Raw genomic sequence first — 24,421 nt, 5'->3', positions numbered from 1 at the left:
GGAACAAGGACAACAAGGAGGATTGGAATGCTTCGACATTTCCCAAAGACACTTACGGCCATCGGGTTAGGCATGATCTGCAGTGCAACGGCATTGTCCGCAGAGGGTTTGGTGGTTTCGAACTGGGACGGCTACATGGCGCCCGACGCCATTGACGCTTTCAACACGGCCAGCGGGAACAGTGCAGAACTGGTCCTGCACGGCACCAACGAAGAAATCATGGGTAAGTTGATCGCGTCCAAGGGCAAAGGCTATGATGTTGTCTTCGTCTCCTCACCGTTCGCCGAAGTTCTGCACAATCTCGGCCTTGCCGAAGAGCTGGATCATGCAAAGATCCCCAACATCGCCAACCTGTATGAGCAGGCGACCAAGCTTGAGCATGATCCCGGCAACGCATTCTCGGTGCCCTACGCATGGGGAACGACCGGGCTTTGCTATCGTTCCGACCTCGTGGCGGATGCCCCGGACAGCTGGATGGATCTTTTGGCCCCTACTGACGCCGTACGCGGCAAGACCACGATGCTGGCTACTGACCGCTGGCTGCTGGGCGCGGGGTTCCTGGCCAAGGGCTATTCGGTCAACGAAACCGATGCAGAAAAGCTTGGCGAAGTGCGTGACTTGCTGATCGAAGCCAAGGACACCTTGCTGGCCTATGACGACGCGACGTTCTACGCCAAGCTGGTCTCGGGCGAAGCGGAACTGGTGCACGCTTGGGACGGATGGTGCAACTACGGCATCGCCGAAAACGCGGATATCAAGTACGTTATCCCGTCCGAAGGGTCCGACCTTTGGGTCGACACGATGGTGATCCTGAAGAATTCAGAAAACAAGGATGCGGCCTACGATTTCGTGAACTTCATTCTGGACGCAAAGAACCATGGCTGGGCAGCGGAGAACATTCTCTACAAGGTACCGAACGAGCCGGCCATGTCCGCCTTGTCGGCAGACATGTTCGCAACCTTCCCCAACATGGGCATCACCCCGGACGTGCTGATCGGCTATGAGCAGCTGCGCGACGTCGGAGAGGCCACGCGCGCCTACGCCCGCGCGGTGTCCGAGATCAAGGCCGCCGACTAAGACGACCAACCCACGCTGAACACATTGTGGCCCGGCGCGCCCATGGGTGCCGGGCTACTGTGCCGGAACTGTCGATTACCCCCGTCGCGCCTGCCTCCTGCTCCTCTCGAGAGAAACCGATGACCGACCGCAAATCCCTCTACCTGATGACGCCTGCGCTGGCTTGGCTGACGGGTCTGATGGTGATCCCCTGCCTGCTGATCCTGGCTTTGGCTTTCTTCCGCCGGGGGATTTACGGGGGGATCGAATACACTTTTACATTGGAAAACATCTGGCTGGTTTTTGATCCGCTCTACGCCGGCATTTTCGTGAAATCCGCGACCATTGCAGGCACGTCGGCGCTGATCGCCGTGATCGTCGGCTATGCGGCGGCCTATGCCATCGCCGCGGCCCCTTCCCGGCGGCAGCCGATGCTCCTGTTCTTTGCGGTACTGCCGTTCTGGTCGAACTACCTGGTGCGGACCTATGCCTGGATCGTGTTGCTGAACCGCGAGGGCCTGATTGCATCGGTGGTTCATTCCCTTGGCTATGACGGGGAATTGCCGCGCCTGCTTTACACCGAAAGCGCGGTAGTGGTCGGCCTCGTCTACAATTACCTGCCCTTCGTGATTCTCGCCTGTTATGCCCCCCTTTCGCGCCTGAACCCAGAGGTGATCGAAGCATCGCGCGACCTTGGCGGATCGGGTTGGACCACCTTTCGCCGAGTGACGCTGCCGATGACCGCGCCCGGCATCGCGACGGGGTTCGTGTTCGTCTTCGTGCTCTCCATCGGGAACTTCGTGACCCCCGCACTCTTGGGCGGCGGTCAGTTCCAGATGATTGGCAACCTTGTCTACGCACAGTTTCTCACCGCCAATGACTGGCCATTCGGAGCCGCGCTGTCGATGTTCCTGATCGCAATCATGATGGGACTGCTGACGCTTCAGACCTTTGCCACCGAACGCGCCTCGGGTGCGCGCAAGGAGGAAAGCTGATGCGCTCGCAAGCCAATCCCCGCCTCATGCTAATGATCCTGTCGGCAGTCTTCGCCTTCCTTTACATCCCGATCTCGGTGCTTTTCGCGCTGTCTTTCAACGAAGGCGGTCTGCCGACGGCCTGGACCGGGTTTTCTGTCAAATGGTACGGAGAGCTTTTCCGCAACAAGGAAATCATCGGGGCGGCCCTGAACACCCTGGTTGTTGCCGTGGTATCGACCCTGCTGGCGACGATGCTTGGCACGTTACTGGCGATCGGCGTCGAGATCCGCCGTCGCAAGGGCCGTTTTCTCGAAACCATCATTTTCGCGCCGATGATCATTCCCGACATCGTGCTCGCCATCGCCCTTCTCAGCTTTTTCTCGATGCTCAATGTCACGATGGGATTGCACACGGTCATCGTGAGTCACGTCGTCTTCAACCTTGCCTTTGTCTGTTCGGTGGTTCGTGCCCGTCTCAAAACCTTCGACTGGTCGATCGTCGAAGCCTCTGCGGATCTTGGCGCATCCACACCGATTACCCTCTGGCGCGTGGTCATTCCCGTCATGCTCCCTGCGGTCATCGCGGGCGCGCTACTGGCATTCACCCTGTCCGTAGATGAATTCATCATTGCCTTTTTCACAGCCGGAGCGGGGCGCGATTCAATCACTCTGCCCATGCAGATCTTCGCCATGATCCGCTTTGGCGTCACGCCTGAAATCAATGCACTGGCCACCATCGTGATGACGCTGTCTGTTGTCGCGCTGGCCCTGTCACAACGGCTCAACCGCGGAGGGCTTCCGGGACAATGACCCAGACCATGCTGTCACTTCGGAATATCAAAAAACACTTTGGCGCGATTCAGGCCGTCTCCGGGATCGATCTGGATATCCGTGAAAACGAGTTCTTTGCGCTGCTTGGCGCTTCCGGCAGCGGCAAGACGACTCTGTTGCGGATGCTCGCCGGGTTCGAGATGCCGACCGCGGGCTCGATCTCTCTTGACGGGCGCGACATCACCCACACCTTGCCAAATCATCGCCCGGTGAATCTGATGTTCCAGTCCTACGCGCTGTTTCCGCACATGACCGTAGCGCAGAACATCGCCTACGGGCTGGAGATGGAAAAGCTGCCCAGGACTGAAATCAAAAGCCGGGTGGCCGACATACTCGAAGTCATCCAGTTGTCCCATCTTGCGACCCGCAAGCCGGACCAGTTGTCGGGCGGTCAACGCCAACGCGTCGCTTTGGCGCGCGCCCTTGTGAAACGCCCCCGACTACTCCTGCTGGATGAGCCGCTTGGGGCGCTTGACAAGAAACTGCGTGGCGAAATGCAGCTCGAACTCAAGCGCATCCAACACGAATTCGGTATCACCTTCATCATCGTAACCCATGATCAGGAAGAAGCCTTGGTCATGGCCGACCGGATTGCCATCCTGCAAGATGGGGCGCTGCTGCAATGCGGCAGCCCGCAAGAAATTTACGAACACCCGAAAAGCCGTTTTGCCGCCGATTTCATCGGGGTGATGAACTTCTTTCCGGTTCGGCGTTCCGGCAATCACCTCCTGGCGAATGACGGCGGCAGGGTCTTTGCCGATCTCGATGATGCCGTCGCCAACAACAGCGACGCCGTTGCGGCGGTACGTCCTGAGCGGTTGCACCTTGATGTCGGAAAAGGGGAAAACAGCCTCACCGGTCGGGTGAGTGCCATGGCCTATCACGGCCTTGACCTGCAGCTGCATCTCGAAACCCCGCTGTCACCGGACTCGGTCATGGTGCGCCTGACAGCAGACGCCGCCGAAGCCCGTCCCCTTTCGATTGGCGACGAGATCACCGTCGGCTGGGCGGCAAGGGATACACGCGTTTTTGCCGCCTGAAGCGGCCGACAAGAAAAGCCCGCCAAAGGCGAGCGTACACAACAGAGGAGACTTTCATGGAACAGAAAACCTTTGCCTTCTTTCCCGAGGCGGCGTTTGGGCCGGCCCTGAACTCGGTCGGAATTGCACAGGCGGTCGAGCGTATGGGTCACAAGGCGGTATTCCTGTCTGACCCAGGGTTCGTCGAGGTCTATGAGGGCTATGGATTCGAGGCGCACCCGGTCAACCTTTCGGAACCGATGCCCCCTGAGCAGATGGCGAAGTTCTGGGAGGATTTCATCAACGGCCACATCCCCAACTTCCGAAAGGCGCCGATCGACCAGATCGACAACTATGTCAAGGAATGCTGGGAAGCCATTGTGGACAGTGCAAAATGGGCGCAGAAGGATCTGCCAGGTATTCTGGCAAAGATCAAGCCAGACGTAATTTCCGTCGACAACGTGATCCTGTTCCCTGCCATCAAGCAGCACGGCGTACCGTGGGTACGGATCATCTCTTGTTCGGAGAACGAGATCGAAGACGACGCCATCCCGCCGCACCTGTCGGGCATGTCCGAAAACGACACCGAAGGTCACGCGGCCTTTCGGGCGCGGTTCAACGAGGTGATCAAACCGATCCACGACGATTTCAACGCGTTCCTGAGCACCTGCAACGAAGACGCCTACCCGGTGGGTCAGTTTTTTGAAGCGTCGCCGTACTTGAACCTTCTGCTGTATCCCGAGCAGGCCAAGTACACCCGGTCCACGCCACTCGATCCGGCGCAGTTTCAATATCTCGAAGGCTGTGTTCGTCAGGACGAGCCCTACGAGGTGCCGACCTTCAAGAAAAACAATGACGGACCGCTTCTGTATGTCTCGTTCGGCTCACTTGGGGCCGGGGATACCGATCTGCTCAAGCGACTGATCACTCTCATTGGAAACAGCCGATATCGGGCGCTGGTGAACGTGGGCGATTACAAGGACGAGTATTCCGACATCCCCGACAATGTGATCATTGACGGCTGGTTCCCGCAGCCTTCGGTCATTCCGCAAGTCGATGCCGTCATTCATCACGGTGGGAACAACTCGTTCACCGAGTGCCTCTATTTCGGCAAGCCCGCGATCATCATGTCCTATGTCTGGGATGGCCACGACAACGCCATGCGGGTGCAGGAAACCGGCCACGGGTTCCGGTCGGATCGCTACGAATGGAGCGACGAGGAGCTCATCGAAAAGATCGAAGCCTGCCTGAACGACGAAGCTATGGCCGCCAAGCTCAAGGCCACGTCAGCGCATATGCAGTCGCAAAACGGCCAGGAAAAGGCAGCCAAGCTGCTGGTCGAACTGGCGGAGAAGAGCGCGTGACCAACCTGGCATCTTCGGCACCCCATATCCACGGGGCCTCAACCTATGACGACCTGCTCGATTGGGGACCGCAACCCGACATGATCGACGGGCAATCGCATTCCACCGGCAGGCTTCTGCACAAGGGGCCGCGCAATTCTCCGGAAACCGGTGTCTGGGTCTGCACCCCCGGCACGTGGCGCATTTCCGTGCCGCGCGACGAATTCTGTCACTTCGTGGAAGGCCACGTGATCTACCGCCGCGATGGAACGGACGAGATGATCGAAGCCACGGCCGGTACTTGCGTTCTGTTTCCTGCCGGTTGGGAAGGCACGGCCGAGATCACCAAAACCCTTCGCAACATTTACATGCTCGTCTGAACTGGAACCAGAACCATGAAAGCACACGTGATGCAAAACCCACTTCAGGTCACCGACACTTTGGACTGGGGCATCATCCCGACCATGATCGAAGGCGAAAGCCACACCTCGGGCCGGGTCCTCTACAAAGGCCCCAACGGCGAAAGTGAATGCGGATTGTGGATCTGCACCCCGGGTAAATGGAACTGCCACGTCACCAGGGACGAATTCTGCCATTTTCTGGAAGGGCGGTGCACCTATGTCCACGAAAGCGGGGATGTCATCGAGGTGACGCCGGATACGGCCGCCTTTTTCCCTCAGGACTGGAAAGGCACCTGCACCGTCCACGAAACGGTCAAGAAGGTCTACATGATCCGATGAACCGGTCGCTTCCCGCACAGGCCGCCGCATCGGCTTCACAGCTTCCGGCCCCGGCACGTGCCTTTCTGGCCCGCCATGGGCTGGATCGGTTCGGGTTGGAGTTGTTTGAGGCCGACGCCTCCCAGCGCAGGTATTACCGCGTGCAGGGCGAAGGGGTGTTGTTGATGATCGATAGGCATGACCCGCCGGGATTTGCCGCCTATCTGCGCTTGTCGCATCACCTGAACGACCTCGGCTTGTCGGCGCCACGGGTGTTTGGCGCCGATCCCGCACATGGTGCCGCACTCGTTGAGGATTTCGGAGATGGGACCTATGCGAAACGCTTGGACGAAGGGCATGACGAGGCAGAGCTCTATAAGCTTGCCGTGGAGGCCTTGCTGCATCTTCACCATGACCCAAGGGGCAACGACGTCGATCAGCCTCGCTACGATCTCGCGGGTCACCTGACCGAGTTGAAGATTTTTGCCGACTGGTTCGCACCTGCGATAAACCCGGCCATCGACAGGACCGGCTTTGCGGACACCTTCCTCGGCCTTTGGCGCGATGCGCTGGCGCCGGTCGCCCAGCGGTTCGACACCCTGGTGCTTAAGGATTTCCACGTCGACAATCTCATGTTCCTTTCACATCGCGCAGGCATCAAGCGCTGTGGCCTGCTGGATTTCCAGGACGGCATTCTGGGGCCCTGTGAGTATGACCTCGTGTCGTTGCTTCAGGATGCGCGGCGCGATCTCGCCCCGGATCTCGAGACACAGCTACTCGATCACTACCTCGCAAATGCACCCGCACACCTGGGCTCGTCGGAAGAGATCCGCCATCGTTATGCGCTGCTGGGGGCACAAAGGCACGCGCGCGTTCTCGGCGTGTTTGTCCGCCTGTGCCAGCGCGATGCCAAGCCGCGCTACCTGACATTCATCCCCCGCGTCATCAAACAGCTCCAAACCGCGCTGGCCGATGCCGGGTTGTCCGACATCACTTCGTTTCTCGAAAGCGAACTGCCCGGATGGGCAGACACCGCGCTTGATCTGGGACGCGACTTACCAATCCCCCAAGGAGTGTCCCATGCCTGACGTTCTTTCGCCCTGCTATTACCTTTCCCCCGAATACGTTGCGACGGAAGGCCCACAACAAATGGCGGTAGACCCGGCAACGCTCGCGGACATCGGCGCGATCGGCACACCATCCGAGGCACAGTTGGAGCAAATCCTCGACCGTGTAAACGCTGCGCAGAAAACCTGGGCTAAGATGGACTGCAAGACCCGGGCAGGCCTGCTGCACGGTATCGCTGACGCCATGGAACGGGCAGACATGACCGACATTGCTATCACCATGACCCGCGAGATCGGCAAACCCTACCCAGAGGCGATTGGCGAGATCGCCAATATCCCGCCGGTGTTCCGCTATTTCGCCGAACTGGCCCGGGACGACGCAGGCAGGATCGCGGGCACCATGCAGCCCGGATCATTCCAGTTCCAGACCTATGCGCCCCTTGGCGTGTCGGTGCACATCGTGCCCTACAACTTCCCCCTGATCCTCGGATGCTGGACCATCGCCGCCTCACTTGCCGCAGGGAATGGGATCGTGCTGAAGGCCGCCCCGGCCGGGTCGCTCTGCACGCTTGCCTTCATGAAATTCTTCGATGGACTACCCGCGGATCTTGTCGCCTGCGTCGCAGGGGGGGCGGAGATCGGCAATCACTTGATCAACAGCAACAAGACGCACGCCATTGCCTTTACAGGGTCAGCCGAAGTCGGACGCATGGTTGCGGTAGAAGCTGCCGCCCGGATGAAACCCTGCATTGTCGAAGGCGGCGGCAATGATCCGATGATCGTGACACGCAATGCCGACATAGCGGTGGCCGCCGCCGGGGCTGTAACCGGCGTGTACCTGCAATCCGGTCAGGTCTGCACATCAACCGAGCGGATATATGTCGATGAAGAAGTGCATGATGATTTCGTTGCAGCCTTTGTTGCCCGCGCGCGTCAATTGCGTGTCGGCAACGGCCTCGGCGTGGCCGAGATCGGCCCTCTCGTATCACAGGCGGCGCGGGACAAGGTACTGGGCTGGATCGAACGGGCCCGGGCCAAGGGCGCCACAATTGCTCTGGGTGGAGGCATCCCCGAGGGCCTGGAAACGGGCTGGTACCTGGAACCGACAGTGGTCACGGATGTTACCCCGGACATGGATATCCTCAACGAAGAGATATTTGGCCCTGTCGTGTCAATCGTGCGGACCCGATCCTTCGACGAGGCGATTGCCATGGCCAATGACTCGGATTTCGGTTTGGGCGCCTGCATCTTTACGAATGACCTAACCGAAGCGCACGAGGCGATTGACCGGCTCGAAGCTGGAATGGTGTGGGTCAACAACCCGTTGGTCGACAATGACGCCCTTCCCTTTGGCGGGATCAAGAAATCGGGCATGGGGCGAGCGCTGGGGCGGCTTGGACTGGATGCGTTCCGCCAGCCCAAGATGGTCATCTTGGACCCGATCGCCAGGGAGGCGGACTGGTGGTACCCTTATCCGGACGACTGGTTTCTTGACGCCGGCGGGCGCAAGCATGTCTGATCATCTTGCGACCGCCCCCATCTCTCGGGTTTGCAGCACGTGTCTTATCTCGCTGTGCAAGAGACATGATCGTCCGATCCGAACATTTTGAAAGAATACGTTCGCTTGGTTCTGACAATGTCAGCAATCTCCTAGAAACCAGTGCCCGTAAGGACTGTGACCTGCCCCCCGATGGTCCCTCATTCAAAACGAGAGTCTGCGGGTCTGGTTTTCATATTCTTCGGTTTCGGTTTGGGCAAGCGCGCCGGGCGCGGAGCCCTCATTTGGCTCAAGCGCCCGGCGCGCTTCCGCGGGTGTTTGATTGCCGAGCGATGAGTGCGGCCTGACGTTGTTGTAGTCGTAGCGCCAGAGGGCCAGAATTCGCCGTGCATCTTCCAAGCTGTCGAACATCTCCTCGTTCAGCAACTCGTCCCGGAGGCTGCCGTTGAAGGACTCGATGAAGGCGTTCTGCTGGGGCTTGCCCGGATCGATGTAATGCCAATCGACGCCGTTGTTGTTCGCCCATTTCAGGATCGCCCGACTGGTGAACTCGGTGCCGTTGTCACTGACTATGCTGGCGGGCCTACCATAGACCCGGACAAGCGCATCCAGTTCCCGCGCCACACGGGCACCCGAGATGCTGGTATCGGCCATCAGACACAGGTTCTCGCGGCAGCAATCATCGTTCACCGCCAGAATGCGGAACCGTCGCGATGCCCCGAACGTGTCGGACAGGAAGTCCAGAGACCAGCGTTCGCCGGGCCTCAGAGCCTCGGGCATTGGCGTCCGCGATCCCCGCGCCCGTTTGCGACCCCTTCGTCGCCTGACGCCCAGCTTCTCCTCCGTGTAGAGGCGGTACAGCTTCTTGTGGTTCATGATCATCCCCTTGCGCTCCAGCATAACGCCGATCCGCCGATAGCCGAACCGGCGCCGCTGGACTGCGACGGCTTTCATCTCCTCCCTGATCTCAGGATTGTCGGGCGGGCGTTCACGCCTGACAGTTTTGGGATCGACACCAACGAGCCTGCACGCTCGGCGCTGCGAGATGTCATGATCCCGCATCGCCTTGAGCGCTGCATCCCGCCGTTCGGTTGGCGTCGTCAGTTCTTTCCCAGCAAGTCTTTCAGAACGGCATTGTCCAGCATCGTATCTGCCAGAAGGCGCTTGAGCCTGGCGTTCTCGTCTTCCATCGCCCTCAGCTTAGCGACATCCGACACCTCCATGCCGCCATACTTCGATTTGTACTTGTAGAACGTGCCCTGGCTGAGACCGTGCTTGCGGCACACCTCCGCTGTCGGCATGCCTGCTTCCTGCTCTTTGATCATCCCAATGATTTGCGCTTCCGTGAAACGGCTCTTTCGCATCTGTTTGCTCCTTCGAAAGGTTGAGCAAACTCTACATCAGAACGAGGGAGAATTTGGGGGGCAGGTCAACTGAACTGATCCCGTGCTTGCGGCACAGCCCACCAGTCGACAAGCACCCCCTGGTGCTCCTTCAGAATACCAATAATCTGCGCTTCGCTGAAACGGCTTCTCTTTTTAGCTTGTCTGCTCAGTCGGAGAACAAGCCAACCTCAAATCGAGAACTTTTCGGGGGGAAGGTTATGACCATCACACTTCGCGTCGACGCCATGCTCCGCCGAGATACCGAAATCTGATAGTCCGTGAAGCTGGGTCCCTTCATTGCCAGCCCAATAGCTGGGCAGCGACCCAAGCGAGCGAGAAGGAACAATCCAGTGGCAGTTCAAGAGGTTTCCACTCAGGTTTGAGCATTCAAATCTCAGTGAGCCTTGGAAAAGCCGACCCGCTGTCCGAAACGAAGGACCGCCCTCATGACGCGTCTGGGTATCGACCATGTCGGCTTGAGGAAACCGGCCTTTCGATACCGACATCTCTTGCCCACAAGAGCAACATCAGAAGTGCCCACACCTCTTTTCCCGCGTTTACCCGCCGTTTTTGATGTCGCTCCCACAGAGTTTCAATGAATCCTGCATTCAGCCCTAGATTAGAAATCGTTTCCGTGTCCGCAATCAACCCCGAACCCCATTCGTACAAGGCCCCTCTCAGCCAATCATCCAAGGGCATTGCGAAGCCTTGCTTTGGACGTTCGATCAATGCTTGCGGAACATGGCGGTAAAGCAGCTCTCGGAGCAACTTCTTGCCGGTGCGACCATCTACATGAAACCCAATAGGGATTTGTCGTGCCAGATTTGCGACCCGCGCATCCAGAAACGGCGCGCGCGTTTCCAAACCAACGCTCATGGCCGCTCTATCCACCTTGACCAAAATGTCGCCGGGCAAATAGCCAGTCATGTCACGTGCCATCATCCATTCTGCCAAGTCTAATCCCGACGGATCCAGTGCCCGCGAGTCAGAGGCTATTGGTGGAATAGTTTCGCGCAGTGCGCATTCCCGAAGTTGCCCAGCCGCAATAAATATCTGGTAGAACTCTTCTGCGTCACCTGTTGAACGAAGTGCCGCAGCGAGTTTGGGCAGGTTATCCAAAGTTGTGAGTGGAAGACCCAGAATTGAGATCACATTCCGAGACACTCGTTCGTTCCGCAATCCAAACTGCGCAGCACTACCGACAGCCCCGGCACCAATGTTGCGTAGGACTTGAGGCAGCCGAGAAATCTGCTCCCACATTTTGGGTCCGCGGATGTGGCGATTGTATCCACCAAAGACTTCGTCTCCACCATCGCCGGTCAATGCGACGGTAACGTGTTTGCGCGCAGAGCGACAAAGCAAAGTGGTCGGTATCTGCGAACTATCGGCGAATGGCTCATCATAAATGCGAGGCAGGTCCGCGATGATGGCCAGAGCATCATCTTCTGTGAGTATGAACTCTGTGTGGCTCGTGCCGAGGTGCTGGGCCACAGCGGCGGCATGGGGCGCTTCGTTGAACCGAGCATCGTCAAAGCCAATAGAAAATGTTCGAATCTGCTTGTCAGAGCCGGCCTGCATCAAACTGGCAACCAAAGAGGAATCAACGCCGCCAGACAGAAAGCACCCCAACGGTACATCGCTGAGCATCTGTTCGCTTACCACCTCATCAAGGGTGCTCTCCAGTTGCGCAACGGCCTCATCGGTATCCGTTATGGTGGCAGGCTGGCCAAATTGCGTTTCGACCGCAGAGTAGCGCATCTGGACTGGTTTCGAGCCGGCACGCAGTTGCACCATACTGCCAGGCATTACCTTGTGAACACCCTCGAGGATACAAAGGTGATCAGGCACGTAGCCGATCCTTAGATACGAAGCGAGTGCGGCTTGGTCGACCTGCGTCTTGATTCCCCCCGCCCGCAATGCACGCAACTCAGAACCGAAAATCCACTTCCCGCCTTGGTTCGAATAATAGAGAGGTTTTTCCCCCATCCTATCCCGCGCAAGCGTAAGAATGTGTTTCTGTCTGTCCCAAAGCGCGAGAGCGAACATTCCGAAAGATTCTTTGAGAGCGCGCTCCACCCCCCACTCGGCAACGGCAACTAGCAGTGTTTCTGTATCTGAGTGGCCACGCCACACAATACCCGGCGCACCTTGCTCCAAATTGTGGCGCATAGATCTATGATTGTAAATTTCGCCATTAAAAACAATAATATAACGACCACAAGGCGACTTCATGGGCTGTGCGCCGGTTGGACTCAAATCGAGGATCGACAGCCGCCTGTGACCGAGCGCTACGCCATGTTCTTCATCTAGCCAGTGGCCTTCAGCATCGGGGCCTCGATGTTGTATTGACCGGGTCATACTCTGCAACGTATCGCGCGCCTGAATGGCTTCGTCGAAAGGGCGGAACAAAGCAAAACCAGCCAATCCACACATTACGAGTCCCCCCCGCCTTGTTTCTCGAAAGAAGATTGTCACAGGCATCGCGGTAGTCATCCTGAAACAACCTCGCCTCAGCCCATCTCTCTGCCGCACGTGACGAAATCTCACGCCAAGATGCTGGTTGGGAGATCAACTCGACGATCCGTTGCGCGGTTTCTCCCGATGTGGTGACGTGAATTCCGGTATGCCCATCGTGACAGTAAGAGGGTATCTCGCCCACAGGTGTTACCACTGGTACCAACCCCATCGCCATCGCTTCGATAACTGACATGGCCATCCCTTCGAAAAGACTGGTCTGCAGGTAGAAACTGTATCCGCAAGCGTTCGCTAACAAGTCCTCCTGGGGCACAGCACCGAGAAATCGCACAGCGTCGCCAAGTTTCAACTCGGCCACTTGCTCCTGCAGCTCATCAAGCGAACCGCGATCCGGGCCAAAAATGTCGAACTTGGCGTCAGGCAACAATTGGTGAACCGCCGCAAACACTTCGAGCGCCAGACCAAGGTTTTTTTCAGATTGCAAACGCCCCCAATAGACAAAATTCGGTGCTATTGGTCTTTCCAGATTTTGTCCCCGAGCACTTGGAAGGTATGGGGGCCGTTGTGTCAAAAACGATAGTACCTTCGCTCGTTCGCGCACTTTCGAGGGCACCCGCGCATCCAGTGTCGTTTCAGAGTCCGCCCAGATCTCGTCCGCGATGAGCATAGCCACGCGGTTCAACACCTTGTCGAATACATGGACATCAACTGCAGAATGCAGAAACAAAACATATTTCGTTCGCGGGCGAAGGAATTTTAACGCAATCAGCGTCGGACAACTTCGCCAAAGCGATGCAACAACCAAATCTGGACGGCACTCCAAGGCAAACCGCAGTAATTTCCAGTGCGCGTCCGGACGATTGACCGATACGGCCGCGCCATGCCAATCGTCCGGGAACACTTCGACCGGTGAATGCGTCACCAGATAGCCACGGCGATAGCGAACCGGACCTGCCGTTCCGTCCCAAGTCGCCGGAACAGACCGAGCGGCCGTTTCCACTCCTCCAACCGTGTCGTAGGGGATAAGATGCAATACCGTAGGCATCACATGCCAGCCTTTGCCCTGAAGAGTTGATCGGCCAAGTCTTCATAAGCCCGCGCGGTCGTTCGTGCATCATACAGGCGCACGGCCTGCGCCCGCGATGCCGCTCCCAAGCTTCGTGCTTGCTCCGGATTGTCCAACAATCCTGCAATTGCTGATTGTAGGGCGTGTACGTCTCGAGAAGGATAGAGAATACCCACATCCGGGGTGACCATATTGGTGACGCCTGAAACGGCGCCCGCAATTACTGGCAACCCGACCGCCATGGCTTGCATGATCGAGTTGCTCATTGTCTCCCCAAGGCTGGCGTGAACGTAAATATCAAGGCTGCGCAACAAGTCGCGAACGCCCTCGGCGCCCAAAGTGCCATGCAAGGTAACGCGGCTTTGTAGTCCACGGCTTTCAATCTCGGCTTCGATTGCGGGAAGCGTTGCGCCATCTCCCGCGATCTCCAGCCGTGCGTCGAGCGAAGGACGATCTGAACAAAGTCGATCAAAAGCATCAATCAGAGTCAGATGATCCTTGCTTGGCTGAAGCCGTGCCACCATACCCAACCGCACAATATCTCCCTCAAGGATCGCATGACTACCTTCCCGCTCCGGGCTAAAGAAATCGATGTCGAGGCCATTCCCTATTATATGGACTTTGCCCGGTCGGTGCAGGGCACGCAGTTTGGCCGACGCCGTCTTGGCAGCATCTTCCGTAAGATGAACTATGGCATCCACATTGGCGTGGGCAACGGCCAACGCTCCCCAGTCCTTTATTGACTTTGTCGATTGAGGTTCAGTTTCACGAACCAAAACCACGGCACGCGTTCGATTCCACACAACCGAGGGGATCGTGGCCAGACCATGGACAAAAACCAAGTCTGGATCGGTTTCGAAAATGGCCCTACGCAAAGCCTTGTAGAACGATGCATAGGCACGTCCGGGCTGTTTGCGAACATAGCGCCACTCAATATTGCGCCGCTCAAGACGGTCGACATAGTCTTGAAGAGGGGGCTCAACGCCCGTCAACAAGACCAGATGGTCGGCATCGGAGTAAAAACCGGCATCCAACATCCCAAACATGACGGCACCATGCCCGCCAAGCCCCGAAAACAGGACGTGGACTACGCGTTTTACTCTTTTCTTCATATCTTCATGGAACTCCGTTGAGTTGTCGTGAGCCGCGCCGTCCATGGCATAAGCACTCAAAAGATTAGAGATTGCCAGGATTTGCCCATTGCATCGAGAAGTGGTCTTGTGCCGATTGCATTTTTTTTCTCCCAGCAGATCAAACAAATGGGTGCGCCACCGATCCGGCACTTTTTTGGCACCCGATGGACTCGCTGCCTAAACCAAAAAGGTAACAGAAGCGGCCGACATGCATCACACCTGAAGTTGTTCGGACTTTCGCGGACGGCGAGGTGGAAACTCATTCAAAAACCGATCGTCTTCTATCGCAAAGAATTCAGCTATGTCCTCTGCACGCGCCCAAATATCGTCAAAGGACAACAACATGAGATTTTCTGAGTTATGGGAATGAAACGAGTCGACTTGCTGCTTAACGACCCTCTCGAACAGTTTTTGTTGTAAACCACCCCACGTAAACTGACATGCAACGGAACCTAATTCGCCGGCATGTTTGTGTAAAAACTGCCTCCGCCTCACTGACCGAAATACGGCTTCGGGTTCATCAAATAAGTAAAGTACCCGCCGATCATTGAGCCATCCAGCCGGAAGTCTAGGCAGATGCTTGAGATGGTCCCTGTCGAAATAGTCGTTGATATGCACAAATTGCGCCAAATGCTTCATGAGAAAAGTTGTGCCTGCCCCCCCCGTCGAAATCACCAAGTTTGGCGGGATCTCGCGCCGGAAGAAAAGTCGCTCCAGCATGACTTGGCGCGCAATCGCAACTGCCCCGTGCCGGAGTGGCCGGAGTGGCACCTTGACTACTGAGATGATACTGTTCGACATCGGAATTTTGGATAGCGTTTTGATATTATGACAGAAAAGAACATCGGATTATTGAAGTCTTCGCTTGGCCGTCAATGCAAGTTTTAGCGACATTCCCAGGGGCCAGACCAATGCAGCGGGCCACTCGCTCCTTTTCGCTTCTTCAAAATCTATGAAGCGTGATGAATTGGCAGTCATGAAGTGGCCGAGTTCGTCAATCTCATTCATTGTCATGTTATTGAGATGAAGACACATCGTGTAAATGCCGATTCCAAAGTTTGCCGGACGTTCAAATAATTGAGGCACAAATCTGAGTCCTCCCGCGCGCCAGGGAAACAACCCATATCCATCAGTCAATGTAGTGAACCCCAAAGATTTCAATGCCGCCAAGGTTTTCCTGTCATAGCTGTGAAAGGGCGCCATGAAATTATCTGTTCCGAGACCTTCACTTACAAGTATTGCTTTCCCTTGAGCCAAATCCTCTCGTTGGACTTCCAGGCTACGGCCAGCAAACTCGCTACGTGCCGTAATGCCAAGCAGTCCGCGATCGTTTGTGTGTATCCGGTGTCTGTAGCCATGTTGCGAAATACCCCACCCACTTGCAGCAAGATCTCGCATCATTTGCCAAAAACTTGGGTCAGGGCCGTGGACGATCAGATCGGGATCCATATTGTCCGGAACGATTCCCATGAGCGGCCTCACGCCAGCAGCTTCAAAATGCGCCCGAGCGCGCGCAAACTTCTCATGATCCATCGTGGGACATATGTCATCTAACCGGATCACGAAGCGTGCCATTGGATTGGTCCTCTTACTCGATTTGATCTTGCAGGGTAACGGAGATACGCTCGAAACATTCAACGTAATTAGCCTCCGACGCGCCGTGGGGATCTGGTAGCTCTCCAGTTTTTTGGCGGGCGAGATTGTCAAAGAGTATGACTTGCTCGCGAAACTCCGGAAACATCATCCAAACATCTGCCATAGTGCGAAAATCGAACACGATAATCCGCGCTCCTTTGGAAACAAACGCCTTGCAACTATGCAAATTGCGTGACCTGTGCTTGGTTCCATCCATTCCCTGCATCTCTAGAAAGCGGGCCGCCGCCGGACTGATCCCGCGTCCATGAAACGGCAGTACCCCGGCGGACAAAACGTGTTCGAAACCGGCCTGTCTGAAGAGGACATCCGCCACTGCACTCCGATTAATATTGCCCTGACACAGAAACAGAATCGGTTCTCTGGGATCAAGCTTCTGAAAGTGATGGCGATACCCAAGACGCGCAGCCGCTATTTTCATCCCCAACTGCCCACGGCGCCAAACCCGTGCGAATACTGGATTGAACTGGCCAATTGCTGGCAACGGATCATTGCCCCGCTCGATATCGAGATATTCCCACCCAAGCGCGGCGCGCGGCAAGGCCCCTAGCCAATCAACCAGCGGCGAGGATCGCGACAACCAACGCCGACGTTGACCAAACACCCATCGCAAATCGTTTTTCAGATTTCTCACTCGAACCGGACGGTCGCTAGTGACCAGGCTTTCAGGCAAGGACAGGCGAAGCGCCTGAGCAACTGCAAGCGCCGGAAAGTCGACCCCTGCGCGAATGGCCGTTTCTATCGATCCCCATGGGCGGCAATTCATCTCCATGATTGTCAAGTGTCCGTCATTGCCTTTCAGTTCGACCATCATCAGGCCGGACCAGTCCAGCCGCCTAGCAATGTCGCGGGCGATTTGTATATCCTCTTCCGCCATTGGAACATTGCACCGAAAACTGCTGCCGCCGCCTTCTGGGGGTTCATGCAGCCGCCGATTCATACTTGCCGCCACCAAGCGTCCACGATCCGCCAAAATGTTCAGCCCAACACCATGCCCTTCCACAGGTCGCTGGACCAGAACCGGCAACCTTGGCAGATCTTCGGAAAGCTTCCGTTCGAGCTGTGATCGTGTCCTGCACTTTTTCACCTCGAAAGAGTTAACGAAATCATCGGTCACCAGGCAGCTTCGTACCGGTTTGCCATAAACCGGACCCTCAGACAAAATGTCAAAAGCGGGCGTGGGATCATCACCGGGATACAAAAGAATGCCGCTCGGGGCATTCAACCCTGCTTTCTTTGCCAGTTCCAATGCCTGAGCCTTGTCGACAGCTCGGAGGTAGGCGTCAGGCTCGGGTCCCACAATCACGGCACGCGACGCCAATGCCACATAGTCGGCATATACCAGTTCGCATGCCATGTCGGTTATCGGAAAAACCGCATCGTATTGATATTTGTCCAAATGTGCGGCCAAGCGTTTGCGAACGTCGGCCATTTCAGTCACCGGCGATCCAAGAAAAAAGCGCTTGCGGCAGTACCGCGACAATTCTGCTGGCTGGCGAACAGGGTCGAATGTCGCGATCTCAACGATCGCCCCTTTTTTTCCCAAAGATCGGCACGCCGACAATGCGGCACGCTCGTTGCTTCCCAGTAGCAGAATTCGCCTGCCGAATAGTAAATTTTCAGACATCAGACGGCCTCATTGGCCGGTGTTTCCTCATCAGCTTTGTTCCCAATCAAGCGCGCTGGCACACCGGCCAGGATTGCACCGTCAGGAAAACTTCGGTTTACCACAGCATTCGCGCCGATCCGAACGCCGTTGCCCAAATGGATCCCTCCAAACAGCTTTGCTCCGGGCCCAATATAGACATCATCGCCAAGATGTGGGGCCTTCCCGTTTTTCAACCCGATATTCACACAGATATTCACACGCGCCCGCGCGCCAATCCGCGCCTCAGGACTGATCACAATTGTTCCCCAATGATTCAGCCGCAATCCGGGTCCGCATGTATTGGGGGGGATCGTGAAACCCAAATAAATCGACAATAGGCGGAAGTAGACAGACACAAGCAACCGCTCAGCTCTGCCAATCAATCCGTTTCGACAGTTCTTCAAGTATTCGACCCGCCGAAGCACTCTCAGGAAATGAAGGTTCGGATAGCGAAGCCCCATTTAAAACCGCCAACAGCTCAATCCAGCCCCATCAAGATCAGCAATCAGCCAATTCCGATAATCATTCTTCGAACGAATAATGTTGTTGTGTTCCATTACCGCACCCCGCGCCGTAACCCGATCAGGTATTGCCAAAGTGTAGGATGAAACCATTGCCGCCCAGCGCCGGTTGTCGGCACAGGGTCAGGGAGCGTCTTCCTTTGATCTAACTTAGTTAGAGTGTTGACCAACGCGGGCAGCGCCGCACCAAGTTGCAACAAAGGATACGTAGCAAAGTTATCTTGTGCTGTAGGGACTGGTCGCACATGCGACAACACCGCGCCTGAATCTACGCCGGCGTCGACTAAATGTAACGTTGCACCGAACTCCTCTGGCCGCCCCATCCACAAAGCCCAGTACCCGCCATGCACACCACGATACTCCGGCGTGATCCCGGCATGAATATTCAGCACTGGCGCATCTGCTGCAACCAGAGTTTCGCGCTTGACAATCCGAGTACCGCTTAGCACCACAACGTCCGGTGCAAGGCAACGCAAGAGTTCTTGAGCCTCCGACGAGTTTACTGAGGTAATTCGTGTTATGCTAGCTGCCGATAGGCGAGTTGTACGTAATCCATAAGCTTCCTGGATGCCTTGCAGCCGCGCACCTGCGCTCCTCCGCAATAGTGGCTGAACAAGGGCCATGAACAACACCTGTCCGATTACCATACGCCAGCCCACACGCCGCACGCGCCCGCGCAACAACACCCAGCGCGACTGAGGGGGTTCTTCAAACACATGAATGTCACGAAAACCATCATCGATCAACCGGTTGACGAGGATATTGGTCGAATCCCCGGGTGAAGCCATCACAAGCAGTTTCATTATTGCCGTACTATTTGCTCGAACTGGACTAGGTTTGGCAAAGAGACGTGGTCTCATCTTCCGGGAAAATCGCCGCGCGCAACTCATGCGCATGTGCATCGACATCATATAGCCGCTCATAGAACTCACGCCCACTTCGAGCGATTGCGTCGCGGATTGAATCGTTTCTTGCGTAAAAACGAACCTTGTCAACCATGTCGTCCCAATTTTCGAAAAACACATAGTCGCGTCCTGCGACAATGGCTTCTCGCAGCCAAATCGCACCGAGATCCGTTTCAGACAGACAAAAGGCACCGCTCCAAAACAACTCAAGATGACGGAAAGTAAAGGGGCCAATACCGTCAAGCGCCAAATTGACTCGAGCCTTTAGAATATTGCGTCTGTACGCTGCTGAGTTGATCGGCTCCGCGATGTGCTCTGTTGACACACTAAACCCAACTTCTGTAGGTATTAGGCCCCCAACGGCATCGACATCTTTTGCCTCAAATATTTTGGTCCACGCATCTACTCGGTTATTGTAACGATTCTTTCCAACACGCCCTAGAAAAAAGGTATCATGTTGCTTCAACGCTTCATACCCAAACTGGGAAGGCCGTGCGCCGATTGTCAACCATGGAAGGCGATTAAAGAGTGGATTGAGAGGATTGGCAAGAATTGTCGGGACAATCTTATCAAGATTGTCTGGTGAAAGGTCGTAGCGACTTAAATCAATGAATGGCTCACGCTTAAAAATCACAGAACAATAATCGGCAATTTCTTCCTCAATCATAAATTGAGGTCGAGCTTCGTGAACCAAAACGGCAATAGGTACCTTTAACTTTGAAAGAAGTTGTTTCATATCCGATGACGCCATTTTCCGAATACCAGACTTCGAGCTAAAAACGACGGCATCACACTCACCCAAATAGCGACTCGGTTGTTTCAGTACGTTGTTCATTGAAGTGAACGTAGTGTGAGACGCTCTTGCCAATGCGTGCTTAAAGAAGCCGGCCTGCCCTGCACAGTATCCCAACGTGCGGCGAGCAAATTCATGTTTCAGAGAGTGTCTCTCCTCCGCCTCTACATAAAGTACACGATACATATTGGGTTTCCATTCTTTTGAGTGTTTGTTAGTCTGACATATTCCCGACTAGTGCGCCAAGTCCGGGCCGTCTCTAAGTATCTTTCTTATCCCTTTATGATACGAAAGCGCCCCGGTACTCACTTCAGCCAACAGATCAAGCGTGTTGCGCGCGCAATATGTTGTAAAATTCACTTACTTACTCGTTTTTCATCACGTGCGTGAGCGCCACTTCTGGGAAACTCACGACACATGACAAAACTTGTGTTATCAAAAAATGCCCATTGCAGTTTTTACTTGTTTTCATTTCCTTGATTCTTATTCTTCCTCTCCACTGTTGACCACGCTTCTAGAGCACATTCCATATTCTCCCTCCAACCGAGAAAAATGTGTAAGGATGCGAGCTAGACCAGAGAGATTAGCCTCCATATCAACCCCGAAGTTGTGCGGATGCCACCACAAATGAAAACCTGCACCTGTTTGGGCTGCACGGGTCATCGCACTCTCGATCACCGAAAGATGTCTGGAATGATACGCCGCGAGACGCCCTGAGCAGGGGCGAAGAAAATGGCTGGCTGGCACATTCGCAGTTCCGGGGACATAGAGATGAGATCCGAGCATGCCGGTATGCGCATCGATCAACCGTAACATCCGACGCGGTAAAGTTTGATTGGCGCCTGCCGATGGGCGATAAGGCCAAGCGCTCTGGTTTCCCCGATATCGTTTGATGCCTCGTTCGCGGACGACCGACAAATGCGGAGCGGCATACTGATTTCGCGGGAATACTATTGATCGCAATGTGATGCCACGGTTCGCAGCCAATTGGCAGGCTGCGTCAATATCAGCTGCAAAGGTCTCAATGCAGGCTCCGGCCTCAAGACAATAGAAATGCGACATTGTATGCGTCGCAATTTCCTGACCCGGGCAGGAAGCTATCTGCGTGACTAGTGATGCTCCGAAGTAATAGGGGTCATGCGCCTCATCTAGACCGATCTCGTCCAGGTAGCGATAGTTCGACAGCGCTGGATGAGCATAGCGCGGACGCAGTTCTTCAGGTGGCAACGCGTCCAACAACTCTTCGCGGGAAGCACAAAACACCGCTCCAACCGTGGCCCAGGTCGCTTGGATGCCGTGCCTATCAAAACTTTCCAGCATGCGGGGTATGGCCGCGCGACCTCCCAGAATATTCTTCCCGTAAGTTTCGCGGGTTGCATGATCGCGAACCCCCCAAAGCAACTCGAAATCGAGTGAAAGAACAAGTTCGCCGCCACTCACTCTTGCAGCTCCCCCTCTGGAAGACCCAGAACCCTGCACCACGCATCCAGCACAATGCCCGGAGCATAACGCTCCGAAACTTGCGGTGCCGCGGCCGCTAGGCGCAACCGCAACTCTTCATCATTCATTGCTCGAGACATAGCCGCGGCAAGCGCTTCGACTGTAAGATCGCGGACAAGAATTCCGTCAATTTCATTCTGGATGATCTCAGCCGGCCCGGTATCACAGTCAAACGCCACACATGCCCGCCCAGCGCCCATCGCCTCGACCAAGACGTTCGGAAAGCCCTCAAATCGTGAACTAAGCACAAATAAGTCGGCCGCGGCATACCAGTCAGGCATGTTACCCAGGTGCCCCGGCAAAACCACCCTTTCGGCAAGCCCTGACCGAGCCGCCTCATCAAGAATGTCCTGGCCGGATATCCCCTCTTCCAGTCGCCTTGGTAAAAGGCCGGGTATCGCCAGATCCCATTCCGGGTGGTTGTCCGCAATCCGAGCGAAGGCCGCAACCAGCAAATCAAACCCCTTTTGATAGGGTTTGGTTCCGACGGCCAACAATAGTTTGCGCTCCGGGGAAATGATCTGTGCGGGACAAACTATCGGTGGCGCAGAGGGCAAATTCGGTTGTACCGCATTGGGAATGATCGAGACGCTCCGACTTCCTGTTTCCCGGCGCAACCAATCCGCGATGGGCTGAGTCTGGGCTACTTGGACATCGGAAAACCGATATACAATCCGGCGCAGGGCCGACCATATCTTGTCCTGCTGACGATGCCAGGGAGCATTGCGTTCCGAAACAACCACGCGCAGTGGCATGCCAAAGGCGGAGACGACAGCCATCACAGATTCGTGCGGCATCATCGCCAGAACAGCGGTCGCCCGGTGACGTCTTAGAACCCTACGAACCTGCAAGCAACGACGAATATTGATAATCAATTTTCCCGGCAGGCTGTTTCTTCCCTCGTCCAACCCAACGGTCTCGCGCTTGACACCATCCGGCAAATTGAAAAAGTCAGTTCCCGGCTCAGAATGCGTGAGAACCACAACGTCGTGGCCACGCTTGTTTAGCTCACTTGCCAGCCAGACTGTCACGCGCTCCGCTCCACCGGCTTTGAGTGTACCGATGAACAGACACACACACTTGCGAGACGAACTCATCAAGCGCCACCATTTCGCTTGGACCAAAGCACGCGCGATGCCATCCGGCGGGGCCATCCGACGACGCGTTTCGCCAAATCGAAGAGCCAGTCTCTTTTGTTCACAAAGGAGTAGCGCCGAAAGTGGCAAATTCGCGGTCTAGCTTCGCGGCGGCTCCACAGCCAAAGGTTCTTGGGATAGCGAATATTGTACTCTGGGGGCAACGTCGAAAGCCGCAGATCAGAAGCCCAAAGGAGTTCACGCAACGTTACCTGATCCTTTCGAAAGCCGGCGAGCTTGTAGCTGTCTGACCAAGCCTGCAATAGGGCTTGCGTTCGCGGGTTACGGCGCACCGCGATTACCCCAGTATTGAATTGCGGAAACGCGTCTGGCAACTCGTGCTTCCAGACCGCACGAGTAGCGGGGCGATTGCGGGCATGAGCATGAGCCATGGCTATGTCAAAACGCTCCAGCAACTCGAATAGTTCGCTCACATCCTCTCGAACTCGAATGTCTGCATCCAGAAACAGTGTTTGCTCAAAAGGTGAATTCATCAAGCAATCCACTTTTGAACGATGGTGAACTGTCTCTAGTTCAATCACTGGGTCAAACACTTCACTCAAGGAAAAACCAAGTTGTGAGGCATCCGTAAAAAGAGCGATGGGTACGTCAGGCATGAAACGACGAACGGAACGCGCGGCGGCTTCGGCGCATGCGATGTACCTTGCACCTGTAGCGACGAAAACGACACCACATAGCGGCTGGGTCTTGAGAGAAGAGTCTGAAGTCACGATTGCAGTAGCATTTTTTTCATAGACGTTCTGCCAATCGGGTAACCAAATTGACGTAAACCGGATAAGCACGAAAGTGTCGAGGTTGCCCAATCGATTGTTGACATTTTGCTAAGGTAGCCGACGTCAAGTTCAATCATCCGGCCTTTGCGTTTGGCAGGATGACGCATCACGTTCCCCCCGTAAATCATGTTGTCGAAGATCGGGTCGTCAAGACCACGCTCTCTAACATCTTTCGGGATTCCACTGCACAGATTCAACCCTACGCGTTCTCCGGCGCTTTTCAAAACCCGCAAGGTATGGTGCCAAGGATCCGCCGCGAGATCCTCGTATCGAAGGACCATCGAATTTTCGCGTCCATCAAGAAACGAGGAGATGGCCGTGCTACTGATCTGCCACGAACGCTGTTTGGCCAGACTGAGTTTGTTCATGCGTGAGTAACTGTGTGCTACCGCTCTTGGATCTCGAACCAAATGTACAAAAAATGGATCAACCAGCCCCGCATCGCAGAGCAGACGAACAGTTTGAAGGTGGTTAGACTTATCGACAACAACTGGTTGGGGAGAGATATCCGCAACAATATTGATCCAGCTGCGCCACAAATTCGTGCCCGCCCCGAGGACCGCCTCCGGTGTCAATCGCGATGCAGGCCACCCGTTGGCCTCTAGTCGTGACACTGCCTGCTGCCAGAATAGACGCGTGCGTTCATCTTGACGGTGGAGATTTCTAAGGTTCCATAAATGCAGACTTTCTCCTGCAGCAAACGTTCTTGGGCTAGCACCCAACAACAAATTCAACAGGGTTCCACCGGAGTGCCCAGTTCCCAATATGAAAATGTACGGTGCAACCATAATCTGGTCTCCTAGGGATTAGCACAGCATTGCGGCCCGTGCGGCGAAAATCCTGATTGAAAACAATGATCAGCCCTGCGGTGCCCGAAACCTTCGCTCCGAGTGCCAAAATGGC

General features: G+C 55.7%; 23 protein-coding genes. 9 read left to right on the top strand and 14 right to left on the bottom strand.

What is annotated here, in order from left to right; genetic code table 11:
- The first annotated feature begins 27 nt into the window (after positions 1 to 27).
- The 9 genes from ACS3QZ_RS18455 to ACS3QZ_RS18415 all read left to right on the top strand — a co-directional run bounded on the left by ACS3QZ_RS18455 (position 28) and on the right by ACS3QZ_RS18415 (position 8,530).
- Positions 28 to 1,077: a polyamine ABC transporter substrate-binding protein gene (locus ACS3QZ_RS18455; RefSeq protein WP_456039131.1), complete on the top strand. Its 1,050-nt coding sequence runs from the start codon at positions 28 to 30 to the stop codon at positions 1,075 to 1,077.
- Positions 1,078 to 1,196: 119 nt separating this feature from the next.
- Positions 1,197 to 2,051, top strand: a complete 855-nt coding sequence (locus tag ACS3QZ_RS18450; protein ID WP_456039130.1) for an ABC transporter permease — start codon at positions 1,197 to 1,199, stop codon at positions 2,049 to 2,051.
- The gene (locus tag ACS3QZ_RS18445) at positions 2,051 to 2,842 is read left to right on the top strand and encodes an ABC transporter permease (RefSeq protein WP_456039129.1); all 792 of its coding nucleotides are present in this window, start codon (positions 2,051 to 2,053) and stop codon (positions 2,840 to 2,842) included. Before ACS3QZ_RS18450 ends, ACS3QZ_RS18445 begins: the two co-directional genes overlap by 1 nt.
- On the top strand, positions 2,839 to 3,903 hold the full coding sequence (locus ACS3QZ_RS18440) for an ABC transporter ATP-binding protein (RefSeq protein ID WP_456039128.1): 1,065 nt from the start codon (positions 2,839 to 2,841) through the stop codon (positions 3,901 to 3,903). Before ACS3QZ_RS18445 ends, ACS3QZ_RS18440 begins: the two co-directional genes overlap by 4 nt.
- Before the next feature lie 56 nt (positions 3,904 to 3,959).
- A complete protein-coding gene (locus ACS3QZ_RS18435) occupies positions 3,960 to 5,246 on the top strand; it encodes a glycosyltransferase (protein WP_456039127.1) in 1,287 nt (428 codons plus the stop codon).
- Positions 5,243 to 5,605 (top strand): cupin domain-containing protein, encoded by a 363-nt coding sequence (locus ACS3QZ_RS18430; RefSeq protein WP_456039126.1) that lies wholly within the window; start codon positions 5,243 to 5,245, stop codon positions 5,603 to 5,605. The genes ACS3QZ_RS18435 and ACS3QZ_RS18430 overlap by 4 nt, the downstream gene beginning before the upstream one ends.
- A gap of 15 nt (positions 5,606 to 5,620) precedes the next feature.
- Entirely contained in the window at positions 5,621 to 5,965 is a 345-nt protein-coding gene (locus ACS3QZ_RS18425) for a cupin domain-containing protein (RefSeq protein ID WP_456039125.1), read from the top strand.
- Positions 5,962 to 7,032 carry an aminoglycoside phosphotransferase family protein gene (locus tag ACS3QZ_RS18420; protein ID WP_456039124.1) on the top strand — a complete coding sequence of 357 codons (1,071 nt, stop codon included), beginning with the start codon at positions 5,962 to 5,964 and terminating at the stop codon, positions 7,030 to 7,032. Before ACS3QZ_RS18425 ends, ACS3QZ_RS18420 begins: the two co-directional genes overlap by 4 nt.
- Entirely contained in the window at positions 7,025 to 8,530 is a 1,506-nt protein-coding gene (locus ACS3QZ_RS18415; RefSeq protein WP_456039123.1) for an aldehyde dehydrogenase family protein, read from the top strand. Before ACS3QZ_RS18420 ends, ACS3QZ_RS18415 begins: the two co-directional genes overlap by 8 nt.
- Before the next feature lie 183 nt (positions 8,531 to 8,713).
- Here ACS3QZ_RS18415 and ACS3QZ_RS18410 read toward each other — a convergent pair.
- From ACS3QZ_RS18410 to ACS3QZ_RS18345, 14 genes are all read right to left on the bottom strand, one after another.
- Positions 8,714 to 9,873 (bottom strand): IS3 family transposase gene (locus tag ACS3QZ_RS18410; RefSeq protein WP_456035993.1). Its coding sequence is split into 2 segments (ribosomal slippage): positions 8,714 to 9,624 and positions 9,624 to 9,873, totalling 1,161 coding nucleotides; the frame shifts between segments, so codons are not numbered across the junction.
- A gap of 465 nt (positions 9,874 to 10,338) precedes the next feature.
- Entirely contained in the window at positions 10,339 to 12,327 is a 1,989-nt protein-coding gene (asnB, locus tag ACS3QZ_RS18405) for an asparagine synthase (glutamine-hydrolyzing) (RefSeq protein WP_456039122.1), read from the bottom strand.
- Complete coding sequence (locus tag ACS3QZ_RS18400; protein ID WP_456039121.1) at positions 12,215 to 13,414, bottom strand: glycosyltransferase family 4 protein; 1,200 nt, start codon at positions 13,412 to 13,414, stop codon at positions 12,215 to 12,217. The genes asnB and ACS3QZ_RS18400 overlap by 113 nt, the downstream gene beginning before the upstream one ends.
- Positions 13,414 to 14,694, bottom strand: coding sequence for a glycosyltransferase family 4 protein (locus ACS3QZ_RS18395; RefSeq protein WP_456039120.1), 1,281 nt, complete (start codon positions 14,692 to 14,694; stop codon positions 13,414 to 13,416). The genes ACS3QZ_RS18400 and ACS3QZ_RS18395 overlap by 1 nt, the downstream gene beginning before the upstream one ends.
- Before the next feature lie 87 nt (positions 14,695 to 14,781).
- Complete coding sequence (locus ACS3QZ_RS18390) at positions 14,782 to 15,288, bottom strand: hypothetical protein (protein WP_456039119.1); 507 nt, start codon at positions 15,286 to 15,288, stop codon at positions 14,782 to 14,784.
- A gap of 129 nt (positions 15,289 to 15,417) precedes the next feature.
- A complete protein-coding gene (locus tag ACS3QZ_RS18385) occupies positions 15,418 to 16,143 on the bottom strand; it encodes a DUF2334 domain-containing protein (protein WP_456039118.1) in 726 nt (241 codons plus the stop codon).
- A gap of 13 nt (positions 16,144 to 16,156) precedes the next feature.
- Positions 16,157 to 17,848 carry an ATP-grasp domain-containing protein gene (locus ACS3QZ_RS18380; RefSeq protein ID WP_456039117.1) on the bottom strand — a complete coding sequence of 564 codons (1,692 nt, stop codon included), beginning with the start codon at positions 17,846 to 17,848 and terminating at the stop codon, positions 16,157 to 16,159.
- On the bottom strand, positions 17,848 to 18,330 hold the full coding sequence (locus ACS3QZ_RS18375; protein WP_456039116.1) for a serine O-acetyltransferase: 483 nt from the start codon (positions 18,328 to 18,330) through the stop codon (positions 17,848 to 17,850). The genes ACS3QZ_RS18380 and ACS3QZ_RS18375 overlap by 1 nt, the downstream gene beginning before the upstream one ends.
- Positions 18,331 to 18,425: 95 nt before the next feature.
- Entirely contained in the window at positions 18,426 to 19,193 is a 768-nt protein-coding gene (locus ACS3QZ_RS18370) for a formyl transferase (protein WP_456039115.1), read from the bottom strand.
- Between the two features lie 28 nt (positions 19,194 to 19,221).
- Complete coding sequence (locus tag ACS3QZ_RS18365) at positions 19,222 to 20,274, bottom strand: glycosyltransferase (protein ID WP_456039114.1); 1,053 nt, start codon at positions 20,272 to 20,274, stop codon at positions 19,222 to 19,224.
- 297 nt (positions 20,275 to 20,571) lie between these two features.
- Positions 20,572 to 21,528 (bottom strand): polysaccharide deacetylase family protein, encoded by a 957-nt coding sequence (locus tag ACS3QZ_RS18360; protein WP_456039113.1) that lies wholly within the window; start codon positions 21,526 to 21,528, stop codon positions 20,572 to 20,574.
- The gene (locus ACS3QZ_RS18355; protein WP_456039112.1) at positions 21,525 to 22,685 is read right to left on the bottom strand and encodes a glycosyltransferase family 4 protein; all 1,161 of its coding nucleotides are present in this window, start codon (positions 22,683 to 22,685) and stop codon (positions 21,525 to 21,527) included. The genes ACS3QZ_RS18360 and ACS3QZ_RS18355 overlap by 4 nt, the downstream gene beginning before the upstream one ends.
- Positions 22,685 to 23,548 (bottom strand): putative nucleotide-diphospho-sugar transferase, encoded by an 864-nt coding sequence (locus tag ACS3QZ_RS18350; protein WP_456039111.1) that lies wholly within the window; start codon positions 23,546 to 23,548, stop codon positions 22,685 to 22,687. The genes ACS3QZ_RS18355 and ACS3QZ_RS18350 overlap by 1 nt, the downstream gene beginning before the upstream one ends.
- Entirely contained in the window at positions 23,452 to 24,306 is an 855-nt protein-coding gene (locus ACS3QZ_RS18345; RefSeq protein ID WP_456039110.1) for a sulfotransferase, read from the bottom strand. The genes ACS3QZ_RS18350 and ACS3QZ_RS18345 overlap by 97 nt, the downstream gene beginning before the upstream one ends.
- Positions 24,307 to 24,421 lie beyond the last annotated feature (115 nt).

The organism is Shimia sp. W99, assembly GCF_053851455.3.
This window is presented reverse-complemented; position numbering and strand designations above follow the sequence as displayed.